Raw genomic sequence first — 14,532 nt, 5'->3', positions numbered from 1 at the left:
ATTTACTACATATATAATAGAATAATGTTAATTTTTGTAGAGAGTATTACTATAAAAAAGTCGATAACAATGATTACATTTAAATATGAAGAATAAATTTATCATAACCATTAAAACGTGTATAATAGACTTATTGTAAAAAAAGGAGCGATTCATTTTGAATGCGAGTGTATTGTTCGAAAAAATTCGAGTAAAACAAGTAATTGGAACATTAGAAAGAAAAGTAGAAGATATTACTACTGATTCAAGAACAGCTAAAGAAGGCAGTATTTTTGTCGCATCAAAAGGTTATACAGTAGATAGTCATAAATTTTGTCAAAATGTAGTTGATCAAGGATGTAAAATAATTGTAGTTAATAGAGAACAAGAATTAAATGGTGAAGTAACACAAGTCATTGTGCCAGATACATTGAGAGTAGCGAGTCTATTAGCACATACGTTATTTAACTTTCCAAGCCATCAACTAGTTACATATGGGGTAACAGGTACAAATGGTAAGACATCTATTGCTACAATGATTCATCTAATATATAGAAAACTAAATAAAAATAGTGCTTATTTAGGTACAAATGGTTTCCAGATTAATGAAAAGAAAACGAAAGGCGCAAATACAACTCCTGAGACAGTATCTTTAACTAAAAAAATTAAAGAAGCTGCTGATGAAGGTGCTGAAGCTATGACATTAGAAGTATCAAGTCATGGTTTATCACTTGGTCGTTTAAGAGGTGTTGAATTTGATGTTGCTATATTCTCCAATTTAACGCAAGACCATTTAGATTTTCATGGAACAATGGAAGCATATGGACATGCTAAATCATTGTTATTTAGTCAGTTAGGTGAAGACTTAGAAAAAGAAAAATACGCCGTTATAAATAACGATGACTCTTTTTCAGAATATCTTGCTTCTGTGACACCTTATGAAATATTTACATATGGTATTGATAATGAAGCACAGTTCATGGCGACAAATATTAATGAATCATTGCAAGGCGTGAAATTTGAATTTGAAACGCCATTCGGAAGTTATCATGTTGAAAGTCCATATGTCGGCAAATTCAATATATCGAATATTATGGCAGCAATAATTGCGGTTTGGAGTAAAGGAATTTCATTTGAAGAAATTATTAAGGCAGTTAAATCACTTGAACCAGTTGAGGGACGTTTAGAAGTACTGGATCCTAGTTTGCCAATTGATTTAATCATCGATTATGCACATACAGCAGATGGAATGAATAAGTTAATTGATGCAGTTAAACCATTTGTTAAACAAAAATTAATATTTTTAGTGGGTATGGCCGGAGAGCGAGATATGACAAAAACTCCTGAAATGGGTAGTGTCGCTTGTCGTGCAGATTATGTTATTTTTACGCCTGACAATCCCGCTAATGATGATCCGAAAATGCTTACAGCTGAATTAGCTAAAGGCGCTACACATTCAAATTATGTAGAATTTGAGGATAGAGCAGAAGGAATTAAACATGCAATTGACATCGCTGAACCAGGTGATACTGTTGTTCTCGCATCTAAAGGTAGAGAACCTTACCAAATTATGCCGGGACATATCAAAGTTCCTCATCGAGATGATTTAATAGGTCTAGAAGCAGCATATAAAAAATTTGGTGGTGGACCAGTTGAAGATTAGGGAATATACAGATGATTCGAACAAATTTTATGTATATTTTCAAAAATTAAATCAAACACTATTGATAGCAATACCTGATCAATTTTGGTCAGTTGAAATTTCAAATGACTTAAGTATAGAAGAAATTAATGAAACATTATTAATGCAATTTTTTACATTTAATGATGAAAATGAAGCAGAAAATCTTGCTAATAAAGTAACAAGTTGGATTGAAACAATACTAAAGGAGAATGATTAATGAATTTAAAGGAAGAAGTAGAGTCAAGAAAGACCTTTGCTATTATTTCCCATCCCGATGCTGGTAAAACAACATTAACTGAAAAACTATTATATTTCAGTGGAGCCATTCGTGAAGCGGGTACAGTTAAAGGTAAAAAATCTGGGAAATTCGCTACAAGTGACTGGATGAAAGTTGAACAAGAGCGTGGTATCTCAGTAACAAGTTCAGTCATGCAGTTTGATTATGATGATTATAAAATTAATATATTAGATACACCTGGACACGAAGACTTTTCAGAGGATACGTATCGTACATTAATGGCTGTCGATAGTGCTGTAATGGTTATCGACTGTGCAAAAGGTATCGAACCACAAACACTTAAATTGTTTAAAGTTTGTAAAATGAGAGGTATACCTATTTTTACTTTCATTAATAAATTAGACCGTGTGGGTAAAGAACCATTTGACTTATTAGAAGAAATTGAAGAAACGTTAAATATTGATACTTATCCAATGAATTGGCCTGTAGGAATGGGACAAAACTTTTTCGGTATTATCGATAGAAAAAGTAAATCAATTGAACCTTTTAGAGATGAAGAAAATATTTTACATCTAAATGATGATTATGAATTAGAAGAAGATCATGCCATTAAAAATGATAGTGCATTTGAACAAGCTATCGAGGAGTTAATGTTAGTAGAAGGAGCAGGGGAAGATTTTGATAATGATGCATTATTAAATGGTGAATTGACTCCAGTATTTTTCGGTTCTGCTTTAGCTAACTTTGGTGTTCAAAACTTCTTAAATGCATACGTTGATCATGCACCAATGCCTAATGCAAGACAGACTAAAGAAGAAATCGAAGTGAGTCCATTTGATACTGACTTTTCTGGATTTATCTTTAAAATACAAGCTAATATGGATCCTAAACACCGAGATAGAATTGCATTTATGAGAGTTGTTAGTGGTGCATTTGAACGTGGTATGGATGTTACATTACAACGTACTAGTAAGAAACAAAAAATTACACGTTCAACTTCATTTATGGCAGACGATAAAGAAACTGTTAACCATGCTGTAGCTGGAGATATTATTGGGTTATACGACACAGGTAATTACCAAATTGGAGATACGTTAGTAGGCGGTAAGCAAAAATTCAGTTTCCAAGATTTACCACAGTTTACTCCAGAAATATTTATGAAAGTTTCTGCTAAAAATGTAATGAAACAAAAGCATTTTCATAAAGGTATAGAACAACTTGTTCAAGAAGGTGCCATTCAATACTATAAAACGTTACACACTAATCAAATTATTTTAGGTGCTGTTGGTCAGTTACAATTCGAGGTATTCGAACATCGTATGAAAAATGAATACAATGTAGATGTTGTCATGGAACAAGTAGGACGTAAAATTGCTAGATGGATAGAAAATGAAGATGATATTAAAGATAATATGAATACATCTCGTTCTATACTTGTAAATGATCGTTATGATAATAAAGTATTCTTATTTGAAAATGAATTTGCAACACGTTGGTTTGAAGAAAAATTCCCAGAAATTAAATTATATAGTTTACTTTAAGATGTTTGATATTGAGTGGTTTGGGTATTAAACAGTATGTTATTACAATTTTATAAAAAAATAAATTGTCATTATGCACATATGTCTGTATAATAACCATATTCACAAATAAATACCTATGACATTTATGTCAGAGGGGAGTAACTTGATGGTCACTTTAACAATTAAGTGATTTTACATTTTATCGTCATTACGAAGTCTTATCTTCCGGTAAAGTGGGCAATAATATTTGCTAAGTGAGACCTTTGCTATTTTTTAGCATAGGTCTCTTTATTTGTAATTTAAATCAAAGGAGTTGTCCACAATGGAATTTGAACCGAGTATGTTATTATCCTATGGATGGGTTCTAATTGTACTAGTATTTTTAGAGGGTTTACTAGCTGCTGATAATGCCATCGTAATGGCGGTTATGGTAAAACATTTGCCACCTAAACAAAGAAAAAAAGCATTATTTTATGGTTTATTAGGTGCATTTGTATTTAGATTTATAGCATTATTCTTAATAAGTATTATAGCTAATTTTTGGTTTATTCAAGCAATTGGTGCGATCTACTTAATTTACATGTCTATTAAAAACTTATGGGATTTCTTCCATAAGACTGAAGAAGACCATCAAAAACATGAAAATGATGACCATCATTTTGATGAAGAAGGCCAAGAGAAAGCTGTTGGACCGAAAGAATTTTGGGCTACAGTATTTAAAGTTGAATTTGCAGATATCGCATTTGCAATTGACTCAATGTTAGCTGCATTAGCAATAGCAGTTACCTTACCTGAAATTGATATTGATTTCGGAGGTATGGATTTAGGTCAATTTGCAGTAATGTTCCTTGGCGGAATGATTGGTGTTATTTTAATGCGTTTTGCTGCTACATGGTTCGTTGAACTATTAAACAAATATCCTGGTTTAGAAGGCGCAGCATTTGCGATTGTAGGCTGGGTAGGTATTAAATTAGTAGTACTCGTGTTAGCACATGAAGATGTTGGTATATTACCTGAAGAATTCCCACATACTGTTTTATGGCAATCAATCTTCTGGGCAGTACTTATTTTACTTGTTGTTATCGGTTGGTTAACATCAGTAGTGAATAATAAAAAGAAAAAGAAATAGTATTAATTGACTTCGTTCAAATTAGAACGAAGTCTTTTTTGTTACTATACAACATTGCAGTTTTAATTATAAAATATTAAAATTTACGTATACATAGGACTTTTTCTTAGGAATATACAATCTTTTCTAGAAAATATTACCTCATTATTATTTGAGTATGTCATAATAAAGATAATTGAGTGAAATGATAGGAGTGAACTATCTAGTGGATAAAAATAAAAAACAAGTCATCCCTCGTAAAAACTATCGACGAGAACGTCGTGAATTCTTCCATAATGAAGAACGAGAAGCTAGAGTAGAACAACAAAAGGAAGAAGAAAGAATTCAAGCAAAAAAAGACGAATATCAATCTAAAGTTAATGAAGAAAGAGTCAAAGACAATTTAAGAAAAGCAAGAATAGAAAAATTGACTAAAGATGAAATTCAACAACAACAAAATATCGCTTCACAATCTAGTAATAAAATGGACAACGACCAAGACTCATCATCACATAATGAATCAAATTTAACGTTACCTGAAGAACATCAATTAAAGCGATCCAAAAATCAATCAAAAGATAACACGAACGATTTAAAACAAACTGACGAAAATGGTATTAATACTGATAAAAGTATAAATACTAGCTCAGAGTTTAATAATTTGGATGAAAATAAGTCAAAAAATAAAATAGATACTGATAAAGATTCTAGTGAAAATAACATAGAATCTAATAGTAAGCATAAATCAAAGAATGAAAAAGAAAATGCTACAAATGACAACGAAACACGTTCAGCTAAAAATAGTGGTTTAACAGAAAGTAAAGAGAGAAGTCATCATCAAAATGAAAAAGAACGCGATAAAGATCACAACAATAAAGCTAAACATATGAGCGCATCTTCATCAGAAAATAAATCTAATAATAAGAATAAAGATTATATTGATATAATTAAATCATTCTTTATTGAACATTGGCCTAAAATTGCTATTATTATTGGTATTATTTTATTAATAATTATCCTTAACGCTATTTTTACTAACGTTAATAAAAACGATCACACCAATGATAGTGCTTTATCACCAACGAATAAACATTATACAGATACAATGAAAAGTGCCAATAGTTCAGTTAAATCTGTTGTTACTGTGGAAAATGAAGAAGTAAAAGATACTTCGGTTCCTAATAACACATCTAAAGCAGATAATGAAATTGGTTCAGGTGTCGTCTACAAAAAAGTGGGCGACTCTCTTTTTATTATGACTAACGCTCACGTAGTGGGTGATAAGGATAAACAAAAAATTACATTTGGAAATAATAAATCAGTTGAAGGTAAGGTTGTTGGAACTGATAAATGGTCTGATATTGCAGTTGTAAAAGCCAAAAGTGTAGATAAGTCCGTTAAAGCAATTAAAACTGGAGATTCCAATCATTTAGTTTTGGGAGAGCCTATATTAGTAGTAGGTAATCCTTTAGGTGTAGATTTTAAAGAGAGTGTATCAGATGGTATCATTTCTGGTTTGAATAGACATGTACCAGTAGATATAGATAAAGACGATAGCTATGATGTATTAATGAAAGCATTTCAAATTAATGCGCCCGTAAATCCAGGGAATTCAGGTGGTGCAGTAGTTGATAGAGATGGTAAACTTATAGGTATTGTATCGCTTAAAATAGATATGGATAACGTTGAAGGAATGGGATTTGCTATTCCTATTAATGAAGCTCAAAAAGTGGCTAGACAGTTAGAAAAAGATGGTAAAATTGAATATCCTAATACTGGTATTAAAATTAAAAATATTGCTGATATAGACAATAGTGAACGTCAATCCATCAATTTACCTGATCAAATTAAAAATGGCGTTTTAATAGGTGAAGTTAAACCTAATTCACTTGGAGATAAATCAGGGTTGAAAAAAGATGATGTAATAGTAGAATTAGATGGTAAAAGATTAGAAGACAATTTACGTTATAGACAAATTATTTTTAGTCATAGGGAAGATAAAGATACATTAAAAGCTAAAATATATCGAAACGGTAAAGAGAAAAGTATAGATATTAAATTAAAATGATGTTGAGGTGAAATGAATGTCGATTTTTGGTCAACTATTAAAAAGGTCCAGTCCTCAACAAGGGATAGTACTTTATTATTTAGCAGCTATTATCGTCGCATTTTTATTATTGAATTTACCATATGTGCATAAGTCTGGCGTTGACGTAAATCCAATAGATACACTTTTTGTGGCTGTATCAGGCATAAGTGTGACTGGATTAACACCAATCAGTATTGTTGATACTTATTCAACTTTTGGTCAAATTATTATATTAGTAATTTTAAATATCGGTGGCATTGGTGTTATGGCTATTGGAACCTTGTTGTGGGTTGTTTTAGGTAAGCACATAGGTATTCGTGAACGTCAACTCATTATGCTTGATAATAATAAAGATACAATGAGTGGAACAGTTAAGCTGATACTTGAAATAGTTAGAACAATAATCGTTATTGAATTTATCGGCGCAATATTGCTTGCATTTTATTTTTACAGGGACAATCCAGATTTAAAATATGCTATCATGCAAGGAATATTTGTTTCTATTTCTGCAACAACAAACGGTGGTCTTGATATTACTGGTGATTCGTTAGTGCCTTATGCAAAAGATTATTTTGTACAAACGATAGTAATGTTTTTAATAGTTTTAGGTTCGATAGGATTCCCAGTATTACTTGAAGTTAAAGCATATATAAAAAATAGAGTAACTAACTTTAGATTCTCATTATTTACGAAAATTACTACTTCAACATATTTATTTTTATTTGTATTTGGTGTGATAATAATATTTCTTTTAGAACATAATCATGCATTTAAAGGCATGAGTTGGCACCAGTCATTGTTTTACTCTCTGTTTCAATCTGCTACAACGAGAAGTGCAGGATTGCAAACTATAGACGTTTCACAATTTAGCGACCCCACAAATATTATTATGAGTTTATTAATGTTTATCGGGTCATCTCCTAGTTCGGTAGGTGGTGGTATACGTACTACTACATTTGCTATTTTAATACTATTTGTTATTAATTTTAGTAATTCGGCAGATAAAACATCCATCAAAGTGTTTAACCGTGAAATTCATATAATGGATATTCAACGTTCATTTATGGTGTTTACAATGGCTTCAATTTTAACATTCACGAGTATGATAATTATATCCGCAGCAGAACAAGGTAAACTAACTTTCTTACAAGTGTTCTTTGAAGTGATGTCAGCATTTGGTACGTGTGGACTCACATTAGGTGTTACAGATGATATTAGTAATTTAACTAAAATTATTTTGATGATATTAATGTTTATCGGACGTGTAGGGTTAATCTCCTTTATCATAATGATAGGGGGACGAAAAGAACCTAAAAAATATCATTATCCTAAAGAACGTATTCAAATTGGTTAAATTCTATATTAAAGGCATTTCAAGTATTAAAAGCTATTTTTACTTGGAGTGTCTTTTTTTAATTAAAAATTATAGGTATAGTAAAAGTGTTATCGTAAAGATATGATTACATGTTAAACTATGCATAATGAGAGGTGTTTTAAGATGGAGAGAAACGAAAATATAAACGTAGATGTAATCGTAACTTCGGATATGCATAGTCATTTTTTAAATGGGGATTATGGATCAAATATCTATCGTGCTGGAACATTTGTTAATAAAGTAAGAGAGAATAATCAAAGAGTTATTTTATTGGATAGCGGTGGTAGTTTAGCCGGCTCACTAGCGGCATTTTATTATGCAATTGTTGCGCCATATAAACGTCATCCAATGATAAAATTAATGAATGCAATGCAATATAATGCAAGTGGTATTAGCCCAAATGAATTTAAATTTGGATTATCGTTTTTAACACGTTCAGTTGCTTTAGCAAGATTTCCGTGGTTATCAGCTAATATAGAATATATCAAAACTAAAGAACCATACTTTTCAACACCATACTCAATTCAAAATTTTGATAATTTGAAAATAGCTATCGTTGGACTAACTGCAGATGGACTTATGAAAAATGAATATGCAGAAATGGAACAAGACGTTAGTATTGAAAAAACAATACTGTCAGCTAAAAGATGGATTAGATATATTCATGAAATAGAAGAACCTGACTTTTTAATTGTAATATATCACGGTGGATTAGATAAATTTAGTAATTCAGAAAAGAAAAATGAAGATAACGTTAACCAAGCTGAAATATTGATGAAAGAAATTGGTGTGATTGATTTAATTATAACTGCACACCAACATCAAACACTTGTAGGACAAGACCATGATACAGTCTACGTTCAAGCCGGACAAGATGCCGAAGAACTTGTTCATGTGAAAATTAAATTTAAAAAAAGAACGAATACATATGAAGTGGAAGAAATATCGCCAGAGGTCATTGATTTAAATGATTATGACGAAGATGAAGATCTACTTAAAGTAACGTATTATGATAGAAAAGCAGTTGAACATTGGGCAAATGAAGTTATAAATGATGAACATGTTAATTTACCTGTTAAAGATTTAGCTGAGTTAGTAGGTCAACCACATCCATTTGCTCAATTATTACATGATAGTATTAGATTAGCTTATGATTACCCAATTAGTTGCGTTCACGTACCTAAGAATGGCGAAGAAGGGCTGCATGGTATTATATCTAATCGTCAAATTTATGAGGCTTATCCATATCCAGATAAACCTGTAGATTTAACAATAAAAGGTCAATGTATTAAAGATATATTAGAATTTTCTTATTCATATATTGAGTTTGAAGCGGATACACTAAAATCTACGCTTATTGACGAAACACTATGCACATTGTGGCAGGGATTTGATTATAAAGTAGATATGACTAAAGAACCTTTTAATCGTGTCACGTTGGATAATATTAATCCAAATAATTTATATAGAATAGTAATGACTGATTATTGTTTCAGAAACTATCAATCGTATTTAAAAGATGCAACGATTCATCATACTAGTGAAGAAACTATGAGCATGTTAATTGCTAAAAATTTAGCTGATTCAAAATATAAGATTAATTTAGAACAAAACTTTGAGGTGTTTAAATAACATTTTTAATATTTACCCTCTCACTTATAATAACGTTGTAAAAATGAAAATTACTTTATTTATTATAAAAGAGCTCCAAATCGAGTTACTATAACCGATTTGAAGCTCTTTTATAATATGTTATGTTTTAATATTTCTGAAAAATAAAATCAGAATCTATCCATGAAAAATTAATAATAAAATGATAGCAACAATTTGTGCAATTGATGTTGTAGCAATACGTCTAGAATATTCGTAACTGATTGATAATAATAATTGAGTTATAAAAATAAATATCACTATCGACCAATTATCTAAATATATAAATAGAGAGCTTGAACAAATTGCAGTGATTAAAATAGATAACCAGTTAGGCAAATTGTATTTATCTAACTCACTTTGTAAAACAGTACGCATATATAATTCATGACATGGTATAACAAATAATAATGTAATTAGCATTTGCCATTTCCAATGAACGCCTGTTTTAGTTAATTCTCGAATCAATGAAGCATAGGTTAAATCAGATGTTATCAGTGATAAAACCAATTGAATAATAATTAAAATAATACTGGCTATAATACCAATGCCTATAGAGGTTAATAAACGCTTTGATTTGATATCTCTTTGATAAAACACATAACTAATACCAGCAATAAGCATAATTCCTGTATATAAATACCAGTATTCTTGATGCTCGCCCCACATGATAAGTAAAATAGCATGAAAAACTATGAAACTAATTATAAACCATAGCAAAGCTTTCGAAACTTTTTTCATTTCAATTAACCTTCTTGTTCAACAATTTTATAACGTTTATGGTTAATAACCGTTTTTTCAGGTAAATCAAGTGAATTGAAGTTTTCCATAATAGTTAAGTCAACGATAACTGAGTTGTCATTTATTTTTTCTACACGGCCTCTTAAACCATCATAAAATTCTACGATATTACCTACTTCTGCAACAGTCATTTCGAGTCCTCCCTTAATTCATAGCTAGACTATATTGTACTAAAAATTACGCTACAAATAAACTAATAACACTAAAAACCCTACAATTTAATTCATAAATTATGAAAAATTTGTCATTATTGAGTAAATAATTGGAATTTTAAATGTAAATAAGGCATAAATAAAGTAAGGGCATATATAGAATCTATTAAGGAGAGTTTTATATGAAATTTATAAGTAACAATAATATAACTGATCCAACATTGAATTTAGCTATGGAAGAATATGTCTTAAAAAACCTTCCAGCTGAAGAAAGCTATTTTTTATTTTATGTTAATCGCCCATCAATAATCGTAGGTAAAAATCAAAATACCATTGAAGAAGTTAATAAAACATACGTTGATGAAAAAGGAATTGACGTAGTACGTAGAATTTCTGGTGGTGGTGCAGTTTACCATGATACTGGTAATTTGAATTTTAGTTTTATCACTGATGATGACGGTAATAGTTTCCATAACTTCAAAAAGTTCACAGAGCCTATTGTGCAAGCGTTACAATCACTTGGGGTCAATGCGGAAATGACAGGTCGTAATGATATTCAAGTAGGAGCTGCAAAAATTTCAGGTAATGCAATGGTTAAAGTGAAAGATAGAATGTTTAGTCATGGTACTTTGATGTTAAATAGTGAATTAGATGAAGTTCAAAATGCATTAAAAGTAAATCCAGCAAAAATTAAATCTAAAGGTATTAAGTCAGTACGTAAGAGAGTTGCAAACATTGAAGAATTTTTAAATGAGCCAATTAATATTGATCAATTTAAACAAATTATATTGAAAACGATATTTGGTGAACAACAAGTTGAAGAATATATTCTAACAGATGAAGACTGGAAAAATATCGAAAAACTCAGTAATGAGAAATACCGCACATGGGATTGGAATTATGGTAAAAATCCTAAATATAATTTTGAACGTGAAGAGAAATTTGATAGAGGTTTCATTCAAATTAAATTTGATGTAAAAAAAGGAAAAATAGAACACGCTAAAATATTTGGTGATTTCTTTGGGGAAGGGGATATTACCGAATTAGAACATGCATTGGAAGGTTGTTTACATGACTTTAATCACTTGGAAGAAGCTTTAGCAAATTACGATTTATATCATTATTTTGGTGATATAGATAGAAATGAAATATTAAGATTAATGTCTTAATTAATATAAATTAAAAGGTCTATTCTCTAGCTCAATTAAGTAGGGAATAGACCTTATTTTGAATGACTCGAATCTAAATTATTCACTGAGTAATGCCTCCAAATTTTTATATTCTACCATGTACTCGTTGAATGCATTTTCGTCTTTATTGACTAATGCTTCATCGATTAAAGTTCTCAGTTCTTTTTTTCTTACTTCTCTAAGTGCTTCGTCAATGACAAGTTCAACGCCTAAATCATTAACAGTAGTTACAAATTGTTCTAGTGTCGTATGCTTCACATGAGTATTATGATTCATAAAGATCTCGACCTTTCAATTGTATTTATTATATAAATATTATACATATTTTGAATTTTGAAATCAATGAATTTTCTGACTTTTTATCAAGAAATATGTATATTATTACACCGAAAGGAGAACTTGACTTTACACAATTTTGTTATAAAATAAAAAATGTATTATTACTCAAAAAATTAAGGGTAATAATAAAACTAAATAAAGTGAGGTTTTCCCTATGACAACTCAGAGTATTTACGTTATTAGAAAGGGAGATATGGTTATCAGACCTAACTATGATGAAAATAATCAGCAAAATGGTTCTGAAATATTAAGGTATGATAAGTCAATTATTCAGAGTCCATTTAAGGTTCAAAAGATTATTGAAAGATCATGCAAATTTTACGGTAATAATTATTTAAGTAAAAAAGCAGAAACTAATCGTATTACAGGTATTTCTAGTAAACCCCCGATTTTATTAACACCCATTTTTCCTACTTATTTTTTCCCAACACATTCTGACAGGCAAGAAGAAAATTTATGGATTAACATGCATTATGTTGAATCAATTAAAGAATTAAAACATCGTAAATGTAAAATCACATTTGCTAATAATGAAACGATTATTTTGAACATATCATTTCACAGTTTATGGCATCAATACACCAATGCAATTATCTTTTATTACATGGTTGATAAACAATCCCGCATGAAATCAAATGACCCCGATAAACCTATTGATTATGAAAAATCCTCTTTAAATATTTTTGAAGCACTTTCACGTTATTCCCTATTTGTAGACAAATAAAAATATGTTGAAGTTTATAATATGTGGAACGTTATATTAATTTAGTGTAAATGTTCCGCATATTTTTTTAAGTTATCTCTTGAAAATTTGTACAATATTGATATAATAATATTTGTGCTTGATAGAGATATCAATAAAATTTAATTAATCCGCAGTAGCTCAGTGGTAGAGCTATCGGCTGTTAACCGATCGGTCGTAGGTTCGAGTCCTACCTGCGGAGCCATGGAAACGTACTCAAGTTGGCTGAAGAGGCGCCCCTGCTAAGGGTGTAGGTCGCGAGAGCGGCGCGAGGGTTCGAATCCCTCCGTTTCCGTATTTTAGTAAAAATCAGTGAAAATCCGATTAACACTATTTCCGAAGAACGTTGTTAAATCAACGTTCTTTTTTATTTTGGTGAAAATCTGTTACAATCTGTTTTGAATTAAAATGTCAACGAATTCGACAACATTTAAATTTTCATTCAATATTGTCGGTTTGGTTGTCGGCTTAGACTTCAAAAGCCTAGAATGGTCTAAATCCATTCCAGGTTTATTTTTTGTTTACAAATAAGCCTTTATAATAAAAATAGAAATTCAGTAATCATAAGATTTACTTTATATTTAGCATTGTTTTAGTGAACATTTATTTTTTAGACCAAGTATTTGTTATTGCAGTCTTATAAGAGGTGGTATTATTAGACAAAAACATATTTATCTCATATTAATTATATTAGTAGGGGTTGCCCTAATTTGTATTCCTTGGACAGATACCTATGAAATAATAAGACGATATTTAATGTTGTCATTAGCTATACTAATACCATTATATTTTTTATCACCAACTAAAAAAGATAAAAAATAAAAAAAATAAGATAGACTATTCAGTTAGTCTATCTTATTTATTTAATAATTATAAAATTATTAGTTATCCTTTTGATACGTGGCTTTAATCTATTAAATTTGGTTAATTGTTTTAACTCAATTCGATTCTAAACAAAATGAGTCTAAATTTAATCATTTAAAATACACTACTAAGTTATATTACTTCCTATATTCTTCTTTAACGTATTGTTTAACTAAAAACTCAAGAATGAGTTCAGTCATCAATTCATTTGCTTCATATTCTTTGCGTAGCTCTTTTACTTTTTCAATCAATTTATCTTCAGGTGTCTGCAAAATCAATTCTCCTTTTGCTTAAATAATTTGTTTTGATATATTAAAATCACAACAGCCAAGTTAATTTATTTAATAAAATTGAATCCATTTTTTCCAACTATAACTCATCATTACAGCTATGTTCATCACAATATGTATAACTTCAAACTCATAACCGCTTACATAACCTCGTGTAATCTTTAAAGTGAATATTGATCCAAGCATGACAGAAATATAAAAAACATTAACATAAGGCGTTAAGATACCAAATATTAAAAAAACTCCACCAATGACTTCACCAATAGACATTAAAATAGCAATTGTAGGTGTTAGCCCCAATGAACCTAAGAAATGAATAGTTCCATTTAAATCATGGAATTTTAGAGTTCCATGTACTAAGAAAGACACTGCCAACATCCATCTAATTAATAATATGCCAATTCTCATTGATACATGACCTCCAACAATAAAGATTTAAAATTAAACTTTATAAGTTTACTAATCTAACATGTATATTAATAAGGAAACTCTAGATATAGTTATAAAT

At 30.0% G+C, this 14,532-nt stretch carries 14 protein-coding genes and 2 tRNA genes; 11 read left to right on the top strand and 5 right to left on the bottom strand.

Annotated elements, in window-relative coordinates; translation table 11 throughout:
* Positions 1-157: 157 nt before the first annotated feature.
* The 7 genes from CD121_RS10095 to CD121_RS10065 all read left to right on the top strand — a co-directional run bounded on the left by CD121_RS10095 (position 158) and on the right by CD121_RS10065 (position 9,628).
* On the top strand, positions 158-1,642 hold the full coding sequence (locus tag CD121_RS10095; protein ID WP_126568140.1) for a UDP-N-acetylmuramoyl-L-alanyl-D-glutamate--L-lysine ligase: 1,485 nt from the start codon (positions 158-160) through the stop codon (positions 1,640-1,642).
* The gene (locus CD121_RS10090) at positions 1,623-1,880 is read left to right on the top strand and encodes a YueH family protein (protein WP_231577495.1); all 258 of its coding nucleotides are present in this window, start codon (positions 1,623-1,625) and stop codon (positions 1,878-1,880) included. Before CD121_RS10095 ends, CD121_RS10090 begins: the two co-directional genes overlap by 20 nt.
* Positions 1,880-3,442 carry a peptide chain release factor 3 gene (locus CD121_RS10085; protein WP_017637374.1) on the top strand — a complete coding sequence of 521 codons (1,563 nt, stop codon included), beginning with the start codon at positions 1,880-1,882 and terminating at the stop codon, positions 3,440-3,442. Before CD121_RS10090 ends, CD121_RS10085 begins: the two co-directional genes overlap by 1 nt.
* 304 nt (positions 3,443-3,746) lie before the next feature.
* Entirely contained in the window at positions 3,747-4,553 is an 807-nt protein-coding gene (locus CD121_RS10080) for a TerC family protein (RefSeq protein ID WP_046466527.1), read from the top strand.
* Positions 4,554-4,758: 205 nt separating this feature from the next.
* Positions 4,759-6,600 (top strand): S1C family serine protease, encoded by a 1,842-nt coding sequence (locus tag CD121_RS10075; RefSeq protein WP_070452242.1) that lies wholly within the window; start codon positions 4,759-4,761, stop codon positions 6,598-6,600.
* Positions 6,601-6,616: 16 nt separating this feature from the next.
* Entirely contained in the window at positions 6,617-7,975 is a 1,359-nt protein-coding gene (locus tag CD121_RS10070; protein ID WP_017637371.1) for a TrkH family potassium uptake protein, read from the top strand.
* A gap of 144 nt (positions 7,976-8,119) precedes the next feature.
* The gene (locus tag CD121_RS10065) at positions 8,120-9,628 is read left to right on the top strand and encodes a bifunctional metallophosphatase/5'-nucleotidase (protein WP_017637370.1); all 1,509 of its coding nucleotides are present in this window, start codon (positions 8,120-8,122) and stop codon (positions 9,626-9,628) included.
* 156 nt (positions 9,629-9,784) lie between these two features.
* Here CD121_RS10065 and CD121_RS10060 read toward each other — a convergent pair whose 3' ends face one another.
* Both CD121_RS10060 and CD121_RS10055 read right to left on the bottom strand, forming a co-directional pair.
* Positions 9,785-10,387 (bottom strand): CPBP family glutamic-type intramembrane protease, encoded by a 603-nt coding sequence (locus CD121_RS10060; RefSeq protein WP_017637369.1) that lies wholly within the window; start codon positions 10,385-10,387, stop codon positions 9,785-9,787.
* Between the two features lie 5 nt (positions 10,388-10,392).
* On the bottom strand, positions 10,393-10,578 hold the full coding sequence (locus CD121_RS10055) for a YkvS family protein (RefSeq protein WP_002450747.1): 186 nt from the start codon (positions 10,576-10,578) through the stop codon (positions 10,393-10,395).
* Positions 10,579-10,781: 203 nt separating this feature from the next.
* On the opposite strand from CD121_RS10055, the gene lplA reads away from it, so the two are divergent.
* Positions 10,782-11,768, top strand: coding sequence for a lipoate--protein ligase (gene lplA / locus CD121_RS10050; protein WP_017637368.1), 987 nt, complete (start codon positions 10,782-10,784; stop codon positions 11,766-11,768).
* A gap of 78 nt (positions 11,769-11,846) precedes the next feature.
* Here the strand turns inward: lplA and CD121_RS10045 are convergent, their stop codons facing one another.
* Entirely contained in the window at positions 11,847-12,065 is a 219-nt protein-coding gene (locus CD121_RS10045) for an IDEAL domain-containing protein (RefSeq protein ID WP_017637367.1), read from the bottom strand.
* 217 nt (positions 12,066-12,282) lie between these two features.
* On the opposite strand from CD121_RS10045, the gene CD121_RS10040 reads away from it, so the two are divergent.
* The 3 genes from CD121_RS10040 to CD121_RS10030 all read left to right on the top strand — a co-directional run bounded on the left by CD121_RS10040 (position 12,283) and on the right by CD121_RS10030 (position 13,165).
* Positions 12,283-12,852 (top strand): competence protein ComK, encoded by a 570-nt coding sequence (locus CD121_RS10040; protein WP_017637366.1) that lies wholly within the window; start codon positions 12,283-12,285, stop codon positions 12,850-12,852.
* A 148-nt stretch (positions 12,853-13,000) separates the two neighbouring features.
* A tRNA-Asn gene (locus tag CD121_RS10035) sits at positions 13,001-13,075 on the top strand.
* Between the two features lies 1 nt (position 13,076).
* Positions 13,077-13,165, top strand: a tRNA-Ser gene (locus CD121_RS10030).
* 706 nt (positions 13,166-13,871) lie between these two features.
* On the opposite strand, the gene CD121_RS12470 is transcribed toward CD121_RS10030, so the two are convergent.
* Together CD121_RS12470 and CD121_RS10025 are read right to left on the bottom strand one after the other, a co-directional pair.
* Positions 13,872-14,006 carry a hypothetical protein gene (locus CD121_RS12470; protein WP_257214288.1) on the bottom strand — a complete coding sequence of 45 codons (135 nt, stop codon included), beginning with the start codon at positions 14,004-14,006 and terminating at the stop codon, positions 13,872-13,874.
* A gap of 69 nt (positions 14,007-14,075) precedes the next feature.
* On the bottom strand, positions 14,076-14,432 hold the full coding sequence (locus CD121_RS10025) for a DoxX family protein (RefSeq protein ID WP_017638419.1): 357 nt from the start codon (positions 14,430-14,432) through the stop codon (positions 14,076-14,078).
* Positions 14,433-14,532: the final 100 nt, after the last annotated feature.

This window comes from Staphylococcus pasteuri (genome assembly GCF_003970495.1).
Lineage (GTDB): Bacteria > Bacillota > Bacilli > Staphylococcales > Staphylococcaceae > Staphylococcus > Staphylococcus pasteuri.
This window is presented reverse-complemented; position numbering and strand designations above follow the sequence as displayed.

Excerpts from the sequence above, each read along its gene's own strand:
- lplA (WP_017637368.1), top strand. The coding sequence starts at position 10,782 with ATGAAATTTATAAGTAACAATAATATAACTGATCCAACATTGAATTTA.
- CD121_RS10080 (WP_046466527.1), top strand. The coding sequence starts at position 3,747 with ATGGAATTTGAACCGAGTATGTTATTATCCTATGGATGGGTTCTAATT.
- CD121_RS10060 (WP_017637369.1), bottom strand. The coding sequence starts at position 10,387 with ATGAAAAAAGTTTCGAAAGCTTTGCTATGGTTTATAATTAGTTTCATA.
- CD121_RS10025 (WP_017638419.1), bottom strand. The coding sequence starts at position 14,432 with ATGAGAATTGGCATATTATTAATTAGATGGATGTTGGCAGTGTCTTTC.
- CD121_RS10055 (WP_002450747.1), bottom strand. The coding sequence starts at position 10,578 with ATGACTGTTGCAGAAGTAGGTAATATCGTAGAATTTTATGATGGTTTA.
- CD121_RS10070 (WP_017637371.1), top strand. The coding sequence starts at position 6,617 with ATGTCGATTTTTGGTCAACTATTAAAAAGGTCCAGTCCTCAACAAGGG.
- CD121_RS10085 (WP_017637374.1), top strand. The coding sequence starts at position 1,880 with ATGAATTTAAAGGAAGAAGTAGAGTCAAGAAAGACCTTTGCTATTATT.
- CD121_RS10065 (WP_017637370.1), top strand. The coding sequence starts at position 8,120 with ATGGAGAGAAACGAAAATATAAACGTAGATGTAATCGTAACTTCGGAT.
- CD121_RS10040 (WP_017637366.1), top strand. The coding sequence starts at position 12,283 with ATGACAACTCAGAGTATTTACGTTATTAGAAAGGGAGATATGGTTATC.
- CD121_RS10045 (WP_017637367.1), bottom strand. The coding sequence starts at position 12,065 with ATGAATCATAATACTCATGTGAAGCATACGACACTAGAACAATTTGTA.